The 16,813-nt window shown below is 57.8% G+C and carries 11 protein-coding genes and 1 pseudogene; 6 read left to right on the top strand and 6 right to left on the bottom strand.

The genetic code is table 11. The features are described from left to right. Positions 1–376 precede the first annotated feature (376 nt). Positions 377–4,231: a glycosyltransferase gene (locus V2I08_RS14570; protein WP_349635772.1), complete on the top strand. Its 3,855-nt coding sequence runs from the start codon at positions 377–379 to the stop codon at positions 4,229–4,231. A 44-nt stretch (positions 4,232–4,275) separates the two neighbouring features. Here the strand turns inward: V2I08_RS14570 and V2I08_RS14565 are convergent, their stop codons facing one another. Then, the gene (locus V2I08_RS14565; RefSeq protein ID WP_349635771.1) at positions 4,276–4,662 is read right to left on the bottom strand and encodes a hypothetical protein; all 387 of its coding nucleotides are present in this window, start codon (positions 4,660–4,662) and stop codon (positions 4,276–4,278) included. Positions 4,663–4,704: 42 nt separating this feature from the next. On the opposite strand from V2I08_RS14565, the gene V2I08_RS14560 reads away from it, so the two are divergent. Next, positions 4,705–5,370: a glycosyltransferase family 61 protein gene (locus tag V2I08_RS14560; protein WP_349635770.1), complete on the top strand. Its 666-nt coding sequence runs from the start codon at positions 4,705–4,707 to the stop codon at positions 5,368–5,370. 115 nt (positions 5,371–5,485) lie between these two features. Here the strand turns inward: V2I08_RS14560 and V2I08_RS14555 are convergent, their stop codons facing one another. Further along, entirely contained in the window at positions 5,486–9,640 is a 4,155-nt protein-coding gene (locus V2I08_RS14555) for a hypothetical protein (protein ID WP_349635769.1), read from the bottom strand. A gap of 711 nt (positions 9,641–10,351) precedes the next feature. Between V2I08_RS14555 and rfbA the strand changes: the two genes are divergently transcribed. Genes rfbA through rfbD form a run of 3 tightly spaced genes read left to right on the top strand, consistent with a single transcriptional unit; the run spans position 10,352 to position 12,632 of the window. After that, on the top strand, positions 10,352–11,236 hold the full coding sequence (gene rfbA / locus V2I08_RS14550) for a glucose-1-phosphate thymidylyltransferase RfbA (protein ID WP_349635768.1): 885 nt from the start codon (positions 10,352–10,354) through the stop codon (positions 11,234–11,236). After that, complete coding sequence (gene rfbC, locus V2I08_RS14545; protein ID WP_069065107.1) at positions 11,233–11,778, top strand: dTDP-4-dehydrorhamnose 3,5-epimerase; 546 nt, start codon at positions 11,233–11,235, stop codon at positions 11,776–11,778. The genes rfbA and rfbC overlap by 4 nt, the downstream gene beginning before the upstream one ends. Then, positions 11,775–12,632: a dTDP-4-dehydrorhamnose reductase gene (gene rfbD, locus V2I08_RS14540; protein WP_349635767.1), complete on the top strand. Its 858-nt coding sequence runs from the start codon at positions 11,775–11,777 to the stop codon at positions 12,630–12,632. Before rfbC ends, rfbD begins: the two co-directional genes overlap by 4 nt. A 27-nt stretch (positions 12,633–12,659) precedes the next feature. Here the strand turns inward: rfbD and V2I08_RS14535 are convergent, their stop codons facing one another. The 4 genes from V2I08_RS14535 to V2I08_RS14520 form a co-directional block, all read right to left on the bottom strand. Further along, positions 12,660–13,790, bottom strand: coding sequence for a glycosyltransferase (locus V2I08_RS14535; RefSeq protein WP_349635766.1), 1,131 nt, complete (start codon positions 13,788–13,790; stop codon positions 12,660–12,662). A 92-nt stretch (positions 13,791–13,882) separates the two neighbouring features. Further along, the gene (locus V2I08_RS14530) at positions 13,883–14,539 is read right to left on the bottom strand and encodes an ABC transporter ATP-binding protein (protein WP_349635765.1); all 657 of its coding nucleotides are present in this window, start codon (positions 14,537–14,539) and stop codon (positions 13,883–13,885) included. After that, the gene (locus V2I08_RS14525) at positions 14,536–15,342 is read right to left on the bottom strand and encodes an ABC transporter permease (protein WP_349635764.1); all 807 of its coding nucleotides are present in this window, start codon (positions 15,340–15,342) and stop codon (positions 14,536–14,538) included. Before V2I08_RS14525 ends, V2I08_RS14530 begins: the two co-directional genes overlap by 4 nt. Next, complete coding sequence (locus tag V2I08_RS14520; RefSeq protein WP_349635763.1) at positions 15,342–16,445, bottom strand: hypothetical protein; 1,104 nt, start codon at positions 16,443–16,445, stop codon at positions 15,342–15,344. Before V2I08_RS14520 ends, V2I08_RS14525 begins: the two co-directional genes overlap by 1 nt. A gap of 183 nt (positions 16,446–16,628) precedes the next feature. Between V2I08_RS14520 and V2I08_RS14515 the strand changes: the two are divergent. After that, positions 16,629–16,813 (top strand): annotated as a pseudogene (locus V2I08_RS14515) (UDP-glucose 6-dehydrogenase); the annotation flags it as partial.

The raw sequence follows: 16,813 nt of genomic DNA, 5'->3' as shown, positions 1-16,813 counted from the left end.
ATATCGATTCAACGGCACCGAACCGCCCAGACCGGCACGCTCCCCCATTGCGACCTGTATGGCATCGCTCTTTCCATCACGGAAAGACATGCATTGTTATCGGGCGAGAAGGATAGACCGAAAGAAGCAGAAGATCAACGCAAGTGCGAAGTCATTTATCATGCAACGCATCATTAAGTAACAAAGGCGAGCGGCCTGACGCATAGCCACAGCATTGCAAATTTGTGATGAGGGCGCGACCATCTCGCTGCACTGCGCCAAATTTATGGAAAAAGTGGGGTGGACGGTCGATCACATTTATATATCAAGAGCGCGACACATCTCACCTCCGGTCATCAAGTGCTTTTGCTTGCGACACAATAATCAGAGTGGCTGTATGAACGATACCCTGCCCCAAATCGCGCCAAATTCCGAAGAGTCGGCTATACCGCCAAGCTTCATCGGCCATATTGACGAGATTAGAAATGGCGTCGTCATAGGGTGGGTGAAGGCGGAACATATGGATGATCCGTTGACCATCGACATTCTGATCGAGGGCCAGCGGGTCGTCACCGGCTTGTTGGCCGATGTGTTACGGCCGGACGTGATGGCAGCCGGCTTTGACCAGGCCTGTTGTGGATTTGCGGGCACGCTGCCTGACGCGCTGCCGGATGGCACGGTAATTCAGAACGGCACGGCAGTGCTGGTGGACATCGTTCTGGCATCCGATGGATCGTCCGCGCTGAGCGGGATGGTAACCATGCAATCCGCGCCTGAGGTGGTGGAATTCGAGCCTGAGCAATCCGCGCCTGCTTATGCCTGCAAGGCCCGGATTGAAAGCGTGTCGAAATCCGAACTGCGCGGCTGGGTGGTCAATACGCTCGATCCCGCCGAATGTTTTTCGGTCGATATCTTGATTGATGGCGTATTGTTCAAGGCAGTTCGTAACGAATATCGACGTAATGATCTCTTACGCGCCGGACTGTCGGACGGCATCGGGGGTATCCGTGCAACTCTTCCGCTCGCAGATCTGGGATCGGGCACCTATGCCGTTTCCCTGCGAATGCCAGACGGTCAGATAGAAACGCAGACAGTCACGATCGAAGGAGCGAGGCGGCGAAGCCCTCGCCATGGCCAGACCGCGCCCATCATGCCGCAGGATACGGCAATCATCGTTCCGGTCTATAATGCTTATGATGATGTGGAGAATTGCATCAATCGCCTCGCCGCCTTTACGCCGGGCGATGTCGAAATCCTGTTCATCGATGATGCGTCGCCCGACGGTCGGATAGCCGAACTGATGGAGCGCGCCCAAAGCTATCCGAACATGCGCGTTTTACGTAACGAAACCAATCTGGGCTTTACGCGCACGGTGAACCGGGGATTGACGGACGTCGGACAGAAACATGCTGTCTTGCTCAACAGCGACGCGCGCGTCACGCCCGGCTGGCTGGAGGGCATGTTGACGGCTGCCAGTTCGCGTCCCCGTGTCGCCACCGTCACTGCCATGTCGGATCGCGCGGGTGCCTTTTCCGCACCCATGATCGGCAACGACAATGAATTGCCGCCGGGCGTCGATGAAGTCACCTATGCGCGCGCATTCCGCCGCAGGAGCATGGGCCTCTACCCGATCGTGCCGACCGGCAACGGATTTTGCATGTTCGTTAATCGGGCGTGCATCAATGAAATCGGCGCGCTGGACGAAGCGGCCTTTCCGCGTGGCTATGGCGAGGAAAACGACTTCTGCATGCGGGCGGGTCGAGCCGGTTGGTCAAATCTGATCGACGATCGTACCTATGTTTTTCATGATCGATCCAAAAGCTTCGGCGAAGCCAAGACCGATCTGATGAAAGCGGGCCGCGCCGTCATTGACGCGCGATATCCGGAATATAAGACGGCTATTCGTGCCTATTCGACCGATCCTGACCTCGGCCTCGCGCGGATGCAAGCGCGGCTGGCCCAACGGGACTGTGCTATTCCACGCGAAACGCAGCCCCGTCTATTGTTCGTGGTCGCCACTCAAACCGGAGGAACCCCTCAGACCAACCTGGATCTGATGGGCGCTCTTGCTGACGGATTTGATTCCTGGCTGATGCGGTGCGACAGCAAGCATATTTTCCTGATGCGTCGCGAAGGCGATAATTTTGAGGAAGTTGCGCGGCACGAACTTCAAGAGAGATTGGAGCCGATCCGCCATACCTCCTCGGAATATGATGCGGTTGTTGCGGAGTGGCTTCGCTGCTATGATTTCGAACTGGTACATATCAGACATCTCGCCTGGCATAGCTTGAACCTGCCGCGCGTGGCCAAGGCACAAGGCTGCACGGTCGTTTTCTCATTTCACGATTTCTATGCTCTTTGTCCCTCGATCAAACTATTGCGTACCGACGGGACATTTTACGGCGGCGACCTTGAAAAACTCAACGGCCTGGCTCTTCCCGAATTGTGGCCGGTGGAAAACATGCCACCCGTTGACGCGCAATGGATCAGCTATTGGCGTGAGCGTTTCGAGCAAGCACTTGCGCCATGCGATGCCTTTGTGACGACATCAGAGAGCGCCCGTGATACAATTTTGACATATCTCCCCGGCATTTCGTCCGAGTGTTTTCATGTCATCCCGCATGGACGCAATTTCTCCGAACTGTGTTTCCTGCGGAAACGCCCCCGCCACGGCGAGCCTTTGCGTATCCTTGTTCCTGGGAACATCAGCATGGCCAAGGGACTGGGAATTATAAGGGATTTGTTGAATGAAGACAGGGCAGGCCTGATCGAATTTCACGTGCTCGGCAAGATCGACAGCACGCGAGGAATTAGCCACCCGCGCCTTATCGTCCATGGCACATATAAAAGGGACGAGTTTGCGAAGCGCGTGAAAGCGCTGAACATCCATCTCGGCGCGGTATTCTCGGTATGGGACGAGACGTACTGTCATACTCTAACCGAATTATGGTCTGTTGGCATTCCACCTTTGGTATTTGATTTTCCGACAGTGGCGACCCGCGTGCGCAAAAGCGGCGCTGGATGGGTGCTACCACACGAAAATATTCAAGACCTGTATACGCAGATACTGACCCTGGCCTTTGATCCAATCGAACAGGATCGCGTGGATGCCGCAATCGCCGCATGGCAGGATATGACGGGACCGGGCGAAACCACGCAGTTGATGGGAGGCCGCTATCTTAACGTATATCGCCAAGCCCGTGGGCTCAAACCCGCCCCAATCATAGCCGTAACGGCCCCTTCGGAGCGTCGGTTGCAACGGGAGAACGCCTCCACCGATGTTCGTGTGTGGGAACGCACCCGCAATGGCTTCGAGCGCGATGCCGTCTTCGTGCGGATGGCGCCCGACAGCCTGCTCGCCAATTTGCACGCCAAATCGATCGACGGGGCTATCATTCAGCGCAACGTCATTCCCGCAACTATGGTCGACCCGCTTATAGCTGCGTTCAAAACGGCGGGAGTGGGCTATGCGGTGGATCTCGACGATAATTTGTTAGATGTACCCGCAGACAAAGATCCCAACGGCAGCTATGAAGCTTACGCCCCCTATCTGCGTCGTTTATTGACCGAATCCAAGGGAATAACTGTATCGACGCCACAGTTGATGACCCATTTGGCCGATATTAATAAGCAGATTGATATATTACCCAACCGCATAAGTGAGCCACTTTGGCGAGGCTATAGCGAAGCGCGACAACCTGATACTATTATACGCGCGCTATATTTTGGTAGTGTGACGCATGGCGAAGATTTAGCAATGATCCATCCTGCGCTCGAACACATTGCTGCTCAATACCCGAATTTTCGCTTGGCTGTGGTAGGTGTTCATAATGACTCATTGCCGGAGTGGGCGGAACGGATAGCTGTGCCTGCTGGGGTCGAAAATTATGGCTACTTCGTGCCATGGCTACGGGAACAAGCGAAAGATTTCGATTTCGCGATAGCGCCGCTGATGGATACCCAATTTAATCAACATAAAAGCGGACTGAAGGTCATGGAAGCCACTGCGCTCGGCCTACCAGTCTTGGCGTCAAATGTCGTATCCTTCCAGAATATGGAGGCAGAGATCGAGAGTCTGACGCTGGTCGACAATGACGTTCATGCCTGGACCGCAGCACTGGAAGCTGCGCTTAAACAGGCAAAGTCTAACCTATCCAAGCGCGATGCGATCAAGAAAAGCGCCTTGCAGTCATTCGGCCTGCAAAAGACCCTCCCTCAATATGATGCTCTGATACTGAATATTTTGATGTGAGAGCGTTTGATTCACTTTCAGAAGAATGAAATTTGTAATAACCATTATAAACGATGACCGATAACCATATTTTCCAAGTAGAGGATGCGGCCAAATGTGGAGCGACGCTCCGCAGGCTCGATCGCGTACACACCTATCCGAGCATGATGCCGCAGTTCGCCAATGTCGAACAGCTTAAGGGTGTTTGGCAAAGTCGAACCGAAGCGGTCCTCAAGCGGGATGTAGCGCGGCTGCCGACCGCCTTTTTGGCCACCATGCGCAATGCCGTTGTCTTCCAGAATGGATTTGTGCGGTCTGAACAGGGTGTGGTTGTCCAGGAGACAATTGTCGATGGGCGCGACATTGCGCCGCCTGACGATAATGCCATCGTCCGCCGTGAAACTCGCCCCACGCTGCTCTTGCGGAAAGCGGGGGATAGCAATGTCGCACACTGGCTTGGGGAGTTATTGCCGCGGGTGAGAGAGTTCCGGGCCATGTTCCCCAACCAGTCGATGCTGTTTGCGGTGCCCGCCAATCCAGCCAATATGCGGGCGATGCGCCAGCGGACGCTGCAATGGATGGGTGTGGACGAAGCGGACATCCTCTGGCTGGGAGCGGAACCGACGCAATTCGACCTGCTTCATTTCATCACGGCCAATTCGATCCACAGCCACACCCATGATTTTACCGGGCTGCGCCATATATCCGCACAAATCCTGGCCCAGGTGCCGCATGGTAAGGTGCATCGCCGACTTTATATCAGCCGAGACGATGCGACGCGGCGCCGATTGTTGAACGAACCCGATATTCTGAGCCAGTTGACGAAGCGTGGCTTCAGCGCGGTCGCGACACAGGCGATGAGCATCGATGAACAGGTTGCCCTGTTTGCCGAGGCGGAAATGGTCGTGGGGACAACCGATGTCATGATGGCCAACATCTTGTGGGCCCCTGAACACTGCGAAGTCGTGACGCTCAGCCCCGATCATGGGCATGAATTTTTCTATTGGGACATGGCCGGCATAAGGGGCCAGACATTCTCTTTCATTTTCGGCGAGAGCGCAGATCCATCGCAATTGGGGAATGCCGATTTCACCGCTGATCCGGCGCTGCTATGCAAGGTAGTCGATGCTGGATTAGCGCGTATTGCGCGACGAAAATAGGAAGGGTTCTGCCGTTTTCGCCGCGCGATTGATGATCGTCAGGCAGCAGTCTGCGCGGATTAGGGCGTGGCCATAGCCGCCGAGCGGCTGGCCGCGCTCATTCTGTTCCTGACCGTCAGAAAGATGCCCGACGCAATGCCTCCGTCGCAGCGTTGGGGGAACGCCCTTCCCCAAGGCCGTAATTTATGAAGTGAAGCACCGGGTCCATGCCGGAATCGGCCACATCGGAATAATTTGCCAGATACCAATCGGCGTCAAACTCCGCATGGTCCTTCACGATGCGGCGCTGACGCTGCTCTGTCATTTTTGCGGTCAAAGCAGGAAAGGGCAATACGGCCTGGGCAAGCATCGTCTGAAGCGTCTTGGACATTTGCTGATACACGAGCAGGCTGGCGGCGCACGCACCCTCGACCTTTCGGTCCCTTTCACTTACTTCGGCTTGCTTGGCCAGCATTGTCGCCCGCAGCATTTCCTTTTGCCGACCGGCCTCCTCTTTCGCCTTCTCCAGGTCGGCCAGCACGGCCCGATGCGCGGCTTCGGCTTTCATTAACCGTATATTTCTATCCTGCAGAGTTTCCTGCGCGCGGTCAATTTCCTCACCATGCTTGGCCAACTCAATACGCAATTGCGCCTTCGCGGCCTGTTCTTCGGCAATGCGGCGTTGATGCTCGGCCAAACCCTCTTTCAACTGCGAAATCTGCAAATAGCGTTTATTCGTCTCATTTTGATTATCGTCGATGATCGTCGAGAGTTGCCGGATACGCGCATCCTTCTGCTCCACCACGGTCTGCTGTTCCGCAAATCCCTGGCGCGTCTCCTCCAATTCACGGCTGACACCAGCCAGATGCGCGCTGCGCTGTTCGAGCGTATCGCTCAGCGCTTCGACTTGCGCGCCGCGTTCGCTGGCGAGCCGTTCCATCTGTTCGAGCGCCTGACGATGCTTGTCCAACTCGCCCTGTACGGCCGCTAGCTTGGTCCGTCGCTGTTCCAGGGCCGTTTCCAGTTCGGCGACCTGCTTATCCCGGTCACTGACGGACTGCCGCATCTCGTCCAGCGCGCTGCGCTGTCGCACCTGTTCGTCTTGCGCCGCCGACAGGGCCGTTTCGCGGGCGCGGATCTGGTCTTCAAGCTCTCCGACCTTCGCATCACGATCGCCGACGGCGGCACGCATGGTTTCAAGCGCTTTGCGATCCTGTTCGAGGGCATTCTCTAGCGCCGCGAGATCCGTCGACTGACCGGCAACCGTCGTTTCCAGATCCAAAATGCGGGCCTGCCGCTCTTGCGCTGTTCGATTGATCGTTTCCAATGTCCGCGCATGCTCATCAAGCGCGTTCGATATCGCGGCTTCATGCGCGCGAATCTGACTTTCAAGCTCTCCCACCTTTGCATCACGATCGCCAATGGTAGTGCGCGCGTCCTCCAGCGCTTTGCGATCGCGTTCGAGAGCCGTCTTTACCGCTGCGAGATCCGTCGACTGACCGGCAACCGTCGTTTCCAGATCCAGAATGCGGGCCTGCCGGTCATGCGCTGTCCGGCTGATCGCTTCGAGCGCACGGGCATGGTCGTCCAATGCGAAGCGCGCCGCTGAAAGATCGCCCTCGCGCCGCGCCAATTCTTCACTGACAAGCGCAATTTCCCCAAACCGAGCCTGAAGCGCTGCCTCCGTCTCGGCGCGGTGCCGCTCCAGTTCAGCGGCCTTCCGGCCCGCTTCAGCGAGCTGATTTTCAAGCGCCGCCTGTCGATCGGCCCAATCGGCACGGTCTTCATGCGCCTGCTTGCTGGCAGCCAATAGCGCTTCGGCGGCCTGCTCTGTTTCAAGCTGACGCTGGCGCAGGGCACTTTCGGTTTGCGCCAGCCGGTTCTGCAAATCCGCAATTTCAGCTTCATTGGCGGCGCGCAGCGTTTTGAGCTGTTCGTCCAACTGCCGCGAACGATCTTCCCATTCGCGGGCGATCTGCTCGGTCTGGTTAACCTTCATCTGGCTGTCGGCGACGGCCTGTTCCGTCTCCGACAGCGCTTGGGTCAAGCTGGCCAAGTCCTGATCGCGGCTTGCGATCGCCTCGTCCTTTGCCGCCATCGCCCGATGCAGCGAGTCAACCATCTGGTTGCGTTCCGCGAGAGCCGCCCGCGCCGCATCCCGTTCCTGCCGCGCTGTCTGATAGCCTTGTTCCAAGGCCGCCTGGGCCTGCTCCAGGGCCTGAGCGCGCTGGGTCTCCCTCCCCAAATTCGCTTCAAGCGCGCTGTTCGCTGCGCTCAGCGCATCGCGCTGCTGCCGGGCTTCTGCCATAGCCTGGTCAAGGGCGAGCGCCTGCGCTTCCAGCGCCGCAACCTCCTGCAACGCCTCGGCCTTCTCGGTCGCGAGCAGTGCGCGCTCTTCGCGAAGCGAATCGCGCTCCTGCTGAGCGGCGAGATACTGCCCTTCCAAGACGCGCGTTTCTTCCTGGCCTTGTTCAGCCTGCTGATGCGCGGCAGCAAGTTGGGCTTCGAGCTCGGCCTGGGCGGAAAACAATTCCGCCTGCTTCTCTTGCGCCTGTGCAACGGCAGCTTCGAGCGCCAGCTTGTCAGCCGCGAGTGCCGCATTCTGCTCGGCGGCGGCTGCCTGCTCCGCTTCCAGTCGGGCGCGCGCTTCTCTTAGGGCATCCCGCTCCTTCTGCGTGGCAAGATGGCGTTCCTCCAAGGCGATTTTCGCCCGCTGAATCGAATCGGCCTGTTGCCGGGCTGCGGCAAGTTGCGCTTCAAGTTCGCTCTGGCCGGTGACCAGTTCATTTTGCTTCTCTTGCGCCTGTGCAACAGCTTGCTCCAACGCCAGCTTGTCAGCCGCGAGCGCCGCATTCTGCTCGGCGGCGGCTGCCTGCTCCGCTTCCAGTCGGGCGCGCGCTTCTCTTAGGGCATCCCGCTCCTTCTGCGTGGCAAGATGGCGTTCCTCCAAAGCGGATTTGGCGCGCTCAATCGCCCCTGCCCGTTCCAGTGCGGTTGCCGCCTGAGCTTCAACTTCGGCATGAAGCGCTTTCAGCGCATCCCGGTCCTCGCTGGTTTCGGCCAGCATGGCCGCCAACGCTTGCTTCTCTGCGGCAAGCGCAGCCTGTTGCTTGGCGGCCTCCGCCTGATCGGCTTCGAGCCGAACGCGCACCTCCCTTAAGGCATCGCGCTCCTTCTGCGTGGCAAGATGACGTTCCTCCAAAGCGGTCTTGGCCCGCTGGATCGAATCCGCCCGTTCCAGTGCGGCCGCCGCCTTGGCTTCGATGTCTGCGCCCTGCGCCTTGAGCGCATCGCGGTCCGCGCTGATTTGGGCCAGCGTCGCTTCCAGCGCCTGTTTTTCGGCAGCAAGTGCATTCTGCTGAGCGACCGCCTCCGCCTGTTCGGATTCCAGTCGGGCGCGATCTTCCCTTAGGCCATTGCGCTCCTTTTGCGTAGCGAGATGGCGCTCCTCCAAGGCGATTTTGGCTTGCTGAATAGCATGGGCTTTTTGCTCGGCAGCCTTCGCCTTCGCCTCAATCTCGGCATGGCTGGCCTTTAGCGTGTCAAAATCCTGACTGGTTTGGGCCAGCGTGGCTGCCAACGCCTGTTTTTCGGCCAGCAGCGCATCGCGTTCGCCCTGAGTTGCCCGTTCGCGCTGTTCCAGTTCGGCCTTCGCCCGCTGCAAGGCATCCAGTTCGGCCTTCGAAGACTCGGCCTGCTTCTCAATTTCGATCTGACGCGATTTGATTTCATCGCGTTCCTGTTGAATCTCAGCGACCCGCGCAAAACGCTCGTCATTGTCTTTCGCTATGGAAGCAAAAGCATGTCCGGCAACATTAAATTCACTCCGAACCGAGTCCAATATTGCCCGACCCGCTTCATTTTCTCCATTAGCAGCAAAATCGCTAAAAACAGTGAAGCAAGTTTCAGCCCACTTCCCACCATAGCTCAGCGCTCGAAGCGATTTTGCGCTATCTTTATGATGGCGCATATTATCATTCAAGAAATTCGCCAATTCACGTCGTGCTTTATCAGAATTACGCGGCCAATATAGTCCAAGCGCTTCTTCCGAACGATTGATAAAGCCGCTGGTATCCTCCAGCAATTCGTCATAGCTGGTGAAAAAGCGGCGCATGCCGCGCGTGGCGCGTTCCCCGTCGAGCATGTAACGCAGCCACATGAAGACGCCGCGCGACATCAGAAATTTGTTACGCCGTTCCAGCGAGCGAGCAACCTCTACGGGGTTGCGCAATGTATGAATCGCGACCGGCTCGATATCCAATTGCTCAAAAATCGTACGCCAAAAAGGCATCAAGACGCATAGACGCGGGTCCTTGAACACAAAAAGTGGCGACTCGCCGAATTCACTTTGCATCAGATCAATGGCGCGATCGCGGAATCGCTGCATGGCAGAGGAGCGGAACCAATCCGGATTAAATTCCTGCCATTCGCACCATTCCGAGCCTCCCGAAACGAGCATTTCTTCATTCAAGTCTTTTATCGGCTTCGATTCCCAATAGCCGGGCGAATTCCATTGGTCGGCCCCTATTAATTTGGGCGGCATATCACACCCAAGCAGGTTCAGGGTGCGGGAGAGGGCGCTAGTGCCGGAACGATGCATGGCCACTACCAGCACGGCGGTCCGCTTCGTACCCATGCTCATAGGTTGGGCCTGCTGTTGCGGCGCAGCGACAGAGCGTCCCCGTGACGGTTGCTTGTTCGTCGCGTTTGCATCCTTAGTCGAAACTGTATCGTTCACCTAAAGCCTACCCCTATTTGCCTTGGTCGCCACATCTCTGACCGCCAGACCCTTCCTGTCAATGACAAACCCCCGCTCTTCGCTAGATCAGATGCCCTACGCAAAGGGCGTGACGATTTGCTGACGGCACCAGCCGGCCGATGCGCGGCAAAATGCATCCAATCAATATCCAGCATCTCTTGCCCCATGTGGCATCGCAACATCATCTTGCAATCGTCTCAAGCGCAATTTAGACCCGCGAACGCCTTTCATGGGGAGTGAGACGTGCGTAAGGGAATAATATTGGCGGGTGGTTCCGGCACAAGACTATATCCATTGACCAAGGGCGTCTCCAAGCAATTGATGCCGGTTTATGACAAGCCGATGATATATTATCCGCTCTCGACATTGATGTTGTCGGGGATTCGCGACATCATGATCATCACGACACCCCATGATGCACCGTCTTTCCAGGCCTTGCTTGGCGATGGCAAGGAATTGGGCATCAACCTGACCTATGCCGTGCAGCCAGAGCCCAAGGGGTTGGCGCAGGCCTATCATATCGGTGCCGATTTTGTTGGCAGCGATCCTTCCACGCTCGTTCTGGGCGATAATATATTCTATGGTCACGGCCTAATCGACCTGCTGAATCGCGCGAGCGAGCGTGAGAGCGGGGCCACGGTCTTTGGCTATTATGTCAGTGATCCCAAGGCCTATGGCGTCGTCTCTTTCGACGCGAATGGCCGGGCCGAGACGATCGAGGAAAAACCCGAAGATCCAAAGTCAAACTACGCCGTCACGGGCCTGTATTTCTATGATGGCCGGGCGGTCGACATGGCGCGCGACCTGGCTCCTTCGCCACGCGGCGAGCTGGAGATTACCGATCTCAATCGCCTGTATCTCGAAGAAGGTTCGTTGTCGGTCGAAATCATGGGTCGCGGCTATGCCTGGCTCGATACCGGAACGCATGGGTCACTGCTCGATGCCGCGCTCTATGTGCGTGTGACCGAAGACCGGCAGGGATTGAAGATTTGCTGCCCCGAAGAAATCGCCTGGCGGCAGGGCTTCATTGATGACGCCCAGTTGGAAGCGGTGGCATCGCCGCTGCGCAAGAGCGGCTATGGCAATTATCTGATGGACCTTCTCAAGGGCAAGGGTGCGATCGCATGAACATCGTGGAAACCGCCATTCCCGGCCCGCTGATCATCGAGCCGCGCGTGTTCGGCGACGATCGCGGCTTCTTTTATGAAAGCTGGAACGCGGACGCTTTCAAGGCCGCGGGGCTGGACCTGGACTTTGTGCAGGACAATCACAGCAAGTCGGCGCGCGGCGTACTGCGCGGGCTGCATTTCCAGAACCCCAATCCGCAGGGCAAACTGGTCCGCGTAGTCGCCGGGCGGGTCTGGGACGTGGCGGTGGATATCCGCAAGTCCAGCCCGCATTTCGGCAAATGGGTGGGGCTGGAACTGTCCGCCGCGAACAAGAAGATGTTCTGGGTGCCGCCCGGCTTTGCCCATGGCTTCATCAGCCTGGAGGATGGCACCGAATTTCTCTACAAATGCACGGCCACCTATGATCCGTCGGCCGAACATTCGCTGATGTGGAACGACCCGGCGGTGGGCATCGAATGGCCGCTGGAAGGGATCGAGCCGATCCTGTCGGGCAAGGATGCGCAGGGTCAGGCGCTGGGCGAGATCGAGGCTTTCGCATGAAGGCGGTGATCGTTGGGGCCAAGGGCCAGTTGGGACGCGGTTTGCAGGCGACGGCACCGGCCGGAGCCGTGCTAAGCTGCGTCGATGTCGATGAACTCGACATCACCCAGGCTGACGCGGTGCAGGCCTATCTGGCGCAGGAAAAGCCGGACCTGTTGCTCAACGCCGCTGCCTATACGGCGGTCGATAAGGCGGAGCAGGAAGAGGATCTGGCACTGGCGATCAACGGCACGGCGGTCGGCACGCTGGCCGATGCCGCACGCGCCGTTGGCGCACGGTTCGTCCATGTCTCCACCGATTTCGTGTTCGATGGACTGGCGGGCGTGCCCTATGCGCCCGATGCGCCAACCGCCCCGTTGAGCGCCTATGGCCGCACCAAGCTGGTCGGCGAGCAACTGGCCGGTCCCGATGCGCTGATCGTGCGGACGGCGTGGGTTTATGCGCCGACGGGCGGCAATTTCGTGCGTACCATGTTGCGCTTGATGGCCGAGCGCCCGGAAGTGCGCGTAGTGGCCGACCAGATCGGGACACCGACCTATGCGCCGGGCCTTGCCGCAGCGCTGTGGACGATGGCGGGCGCAGGCGTCACCGGCCTGCACCATTATACCGATGCCGGGGCCGCGAGTTGGTACGACTTTGCCGTGGCGATCCAAGAGGAAGCGCTAGCGATCGGCCTGTTGACGCAAAAGGCGACGATCATTCCGATCCCAACCAGCGCTTATCCGACGCCCGCCACGCGGCCGCATTATTCGGTGCTGGACAAGGCATCGACCTTCGAGGCGCTGGGTGGCCCGACGCCGCATTGGCGCGACAATTTGCGAGTCATGATGGCGCAGATCAAAGAACAGGGTTGAAGGCAAAAGCCCCGGTCAGACTGACAGTCAGGCAGGGGCTTTTTTTTGCTCCAGACCAAGGGCGTGCAGCAGGATGGCGACGCTATCGTCCCACTCCTCGCCGACAGGAATCGGCGGGTCAGCTTCCTGCAATGTGGCGAGGATGCTGCCTGCAAGTGCCGCCGGGCTATCGTCATCGAAGTAGAAAAGCCCCGGTCGCGCCAGTTCGCGGAAGACCGGCAGGTCGCGCGCCAAAACCTTGCGCCTCTGCCGCAACGCCTCGACGATCGGCAGGCCGAAGCCTTCACCGCGTGAGGGCATGACGACGAGGGCGGCGCGGGCATAGAGCGCCGCGAGCAGTTCGTCCGAGGCTTGACTAAGCCATGTCAATCGATGGTCGCTTTGTGCCTCCAGCGCAGCCAGACGCGCCTGCATGGCTTGCATGCGCCAGCCTGGCCGCCCGACGATCAGGACATGGGGTGCTTCGGCGGGTTGCGTTTGCCAAAGATAGTCCATGGCATCGAGCACGCAATCATGGCCTTTGCGCGGTTCGATCGTGCCGACCATCAATATGGTGCGCGCCTGTTCGGCGCGGGCTATTGCCGCCCGCCCCTTCTCCCCGATGCCGCGGCTGGGGTTGGTCGCATCCACCGCGCCACTGAGCGGCATGACGGTCACGGTGATGGCATCGCGCCGCGCGATCTTGCTGGCCGCCAGCCAGGCGTGAAAGTCAGAGGCAACCTGTTGCGAAATACAGATGGCCCGATCAGCCATGCGGCCCACCACGTCGATCCATTTCCTGAAATTACGCCCTGTGCTGCGCGGAAACCAGTGCGGATGCTGCAGCGGCAGCAGGTCGTAGATCACGATATTGATGGAAGCTCCAGCGCGACGCCAGCGCCCCAACTGCCGCTGGTGCCGCGACAAACGATGGGCGGCGAGATCAAGGCCCAGAAAGATATCGCCCGGCCCAGCGTGCATGAGCGGCGCATCGGCAGACGGCAACGACAGGACGCCACTGGCCGCATCCACCGTGGCCAATGCATAGCCCCGTCTTGCCGTAGCAGCGACCGGCAGGACAAGGATGCCGTCCAGTTGCATACGGGCAAGATGGAGCCAGATGGCACGTACTACCCGTTGAATGCCGGTTCCGGCATCATGTTGGGCGATGGTGGACATATCGACCAGGAGACGGCATGGGGCGGCTGGAAGCGGGTCCGTCCGCCGGGCTGCCGAAGGAATTATCCGATCGAGCAGTCCTGCAATCCAGTTCATTCCCGCTCATGCGCCTTATAAAAGGCGTAAGCTTCATCCATATCCGCAAAATTGGTCAGCGTATTTTGCGCCAACACACCGGCGCGATCACAATGTTCGCGAATATAGCCATCATTATGCGACACGATAATCATCGACCGATCACGCCGCTTGACGAACAGTTCATCATGACATTTCTGCTGAAACCGCGCGTCGCCGACCGCAACGATCTCATCGATGAGGAAACAGTCAAAATCCACAGCCAGCGATACACCGAAGCCAAGGCGAGCGCGCATGCCAGCGGAATAGCTTCTAATCGGCTCGTTCATATAGGCACCCAGTTCGGCAAACTCATCGACCAAGGCGATTATATCCGGGATATCCTTATTGTAGACCCGGCAGATGAAACGCACATTGTCAGCGCCGGTGAGCGACTGTTGAAAAGCGCCCGAAAATGCCAGCGGCCAACTGATCGACATGTCGCTGACGATCCGGCCTTCATTTGTCTGCTCGATGCCGCTGATGACGCGGATCAGCGTCGATTTCCCTGCACCGTTCCGACCCAATATCCCGATCTTTTCGCCCCGCCCTATGGTCAGATCGACGTTCCGGAAAACCCATCGCGGGCCACGGCGGGTTTCATAAGCCTTCCCGACATTTTGTAGCTGAATCATGCGGGTACCAAATTACGGCTTGCACGCCGTATCTCCGCCAAAGCGAATAATGACAGGCCAAGATTGCATAGGGCCATATAGCCCAAATCATAATAGGGCGTGAAATAGGACCCGAAGAAGCCGTCGCGGACGCATTCAACGCCATGCACCATCGGCAGATATAAAATCCACTGCCGGAATTCGGCAGGCAGCGACTCTACGAGAAATGCCGCGCCTGATAGAGGGAACAGAAGATAGGCCATCGGGTGCCAGAATTTATCGATCAATTCGCTTCGATTCGACAAGGCTCCCAGGAACATACCCAAAGATGAGCCAAACCACACCAGCATCACCCATCCGAGCACGACCTTGAGTGGATCTTCCGGCAGCTTAATCCAGCCGACAGCCGCGAAGAACAACGTCAAAATGAGAAAGGAAATGCCCACGCCAACGGCTTCAAGCAAAAGGCGCGCGGAGAATATATCAATAACCTTGACGTTGCGATGATACATTAACGACAAATTAGGTTCAATCGAACCAACAAGGCGTGACGGCATGTTGCGCCATACCAGCACGCTTGAATAGCCCGTCAGAGCGAAGGCAGAAATCGGCAGATCGGACCCGTGGACCGCTTTGGTTGCAGTCCACAGCAGCGTGACACCGATGGTGAAGATCATTGGCTCCACGAACAGCCAGAGAAAGCCGATATTATGCCTGCCATAGCGGGTAATAACCTCCCGCATCAACAATGCACCAATCACTCGCCGCTGAATCGCCCAGGATTGCAGCAGACTGGCCGGCGGTGGCTCGTGCATCTGCGCCATTAGTCGCGATGTTCCTTGACGCCGCTGACCAGCATCGACAGCACGGCCCAAATTACCAAGCCGACGACGAAGGTGCTCAATATGCCCCGCAGTCGTTGCGGCTCGGCGGGATAATCGGGCTTGCTGGGTTCTACGATCCGTTCGACATAGGCCCGTTTCCGACGCGCTTCGTTGCGCGCTTCCTGAAGCGAACTGATAGCCGCGCCAAGTTGCCGGTCGGCCAACTGGCTTTCGAGTTGCAGACGCTGGAATTGCGCCGCCGTCGCCGCCAGGGATTTCTGGTTGCCCGCGACCAGACCCGTCTGCTTGTCGATCTCGCGATTGAGCGACTGAACGCGGTTCTGCAATACAGGTATTTGCGGGTTTTGCGGCGTGAAGGCCCGTAACTGAATCAACTGGGTCTGCGTCGCAATCATCTCATCCTGCAGTTTCGAGATCATCTGCAACTGGACGGTCGCCTGTTTTTCAGGATCCACGACGCCTTCGCGATTGCGATAATCGGATAAGGCCAGAGCCGCCGTGCGCGCTGCCGCCTTCGCCTCATTCAATTCATCGGTGGCATAGTTAATGAGGTCAGAGCGGGCACGGCCGTTCAATTTATTCACCAGCGCTTCGGCCTGAACCAGCAGGCGGCGATTGATCTCGTGCGCATCCTGCGGGGTAAAGGCCCGCACCCGCAAGGCAGTGATCGACGAGGTGACGTCATGGGCCACCTCCACCTTCCCGCTATAATATTTGTACAGCTTTTCCTTTACGCCGCCCCGGTTGAAGGGGTTGAAACGATTGAGGATGGATACATTATCGTTGCCATAGGCGTTGGAAACCAGATTGTCCCGGTTCAGTGCCGCAAGGGCATCGCGCGAAATGATATAATCCTTCGTCGCATAGCCCTCATTGGCGTCGTTCGACATCCCGCCTGCTCTAAACAAAGCACCAAGACCGCTCGTGTTGCTCTTTTCAGGACTACGAACGACAAACCGCGACTCCGACATATAAACGTCGGAACTCATCGTGAAATACACGATGGAGATCATGGTCGGGACAAGTACCGTCACGACAAAGAGAGTCGGCAATTTGCCGATACGTTCAGGAATTTTGATCATCAGTACCCGGCATACCCTTTGTTCGCTCTCGTGTTAGGAGGTGCGTTTCTCAAAGTCCAGTGGATTGAAACCAGCATGCGACAGCCTGTGATCACTGGAAAACAGGGGCGCACGCTCTCTTTATAATATCAAAATCGCGTGCTAGGGCGCAGCCTTACCTTACAGCGGGGATCGTCCAAGGCTATGAAAATCACGATGATCGGCACGGGTTATGTGGGCCTTGTGTCAGGGGCCTGTTTTGCGGATTTCGGCCATGATGTGGTCTGCGTGGACAAGGATGCGGGCAAGATCGCGGCGATCGAAGCGGGACGGATGCCGATTTTCGAGCCGGGCCTCGACCAGCTCGTGGGCAATAATGCCGAGGCGGG

The sequence above is a fragment of the Sphingobium sp. MK2 genome, assembly GCF_040170545.1.
Taxonomy (GTDB): Bacteria; Pseudomonadota; Alphaproteobacteria; order Sphingomonadales; family Sphingomonadaceae; genus Sphingobium.
This window is presented reverse-complemented; position numbering and strand designations above follow the sequence as displayed.

Bases quoted from the DNA above. Each gene is read 5' to 3' on its own strand.
- V2I08_RS14530 (WP_349635765.1), bottom strand. From the start codon at position 14,539: ATGATTCAGCTACAAAATGTCGGGAAGGCTTATGAAACCCGCCGTGGC.
- V2I08_RS14570 (WP_349635772.1), top strand. From the start codon at position 377: ATGAACGATACCCTGCCCCAAATCGCGCCAAATTCCGAAGAGTCGGCT.
- V2I08_RS14535 (WP_349635766.1), bottom strand. From the start codon at position 13,790: ATGTCCACCATCGCCCAACATGATGCCGGAACCGGCATTCAACGGGTA.
- V2I08_RS14560 (WP_349635770.1), top strand. From the start codon at position 4,705: ATGTTCCCCAACCAGTCGATGCTGTTTGCGGTGCCCGCCAATCCAGCC.
- V2I08_RS14525 (WP_349635764.1), bottom strand. From the start codon at position 15,342: ATGGCGCAGATGCACGAGCCACCGCCGGCCAGTCTGCTGCAATCCTGG.
- rfbC (WP_069065107.1), top strand. From the start codon at position 11,233: ATGAACATCGTGGAAACCGCCATTCCCGGCCCGCTGATCATCGAGCCG.
- rfbD (WP_349635767.1), top strand. From the start codon at position 11,775: ATGAAGGCGGTGATCGTTGGGGCCAAGGGCCAGTTGGGACGCGGTTTG.
- V2I08_RS14555 (WP_349635769.1), bottom strand. From the start codon at position 9,640: ATGCCTTTTTGGCGTACGATTTTTGAGCAATTGGATATCGAGCCGGTC.
- V2I08_RS14520 (WP_349635763.1), bottom strand. From the start codon at position 16,445: ATGATCAAAATTCCTGAACGTATCGGCAAATTGCCGACTCTCTTTGTC.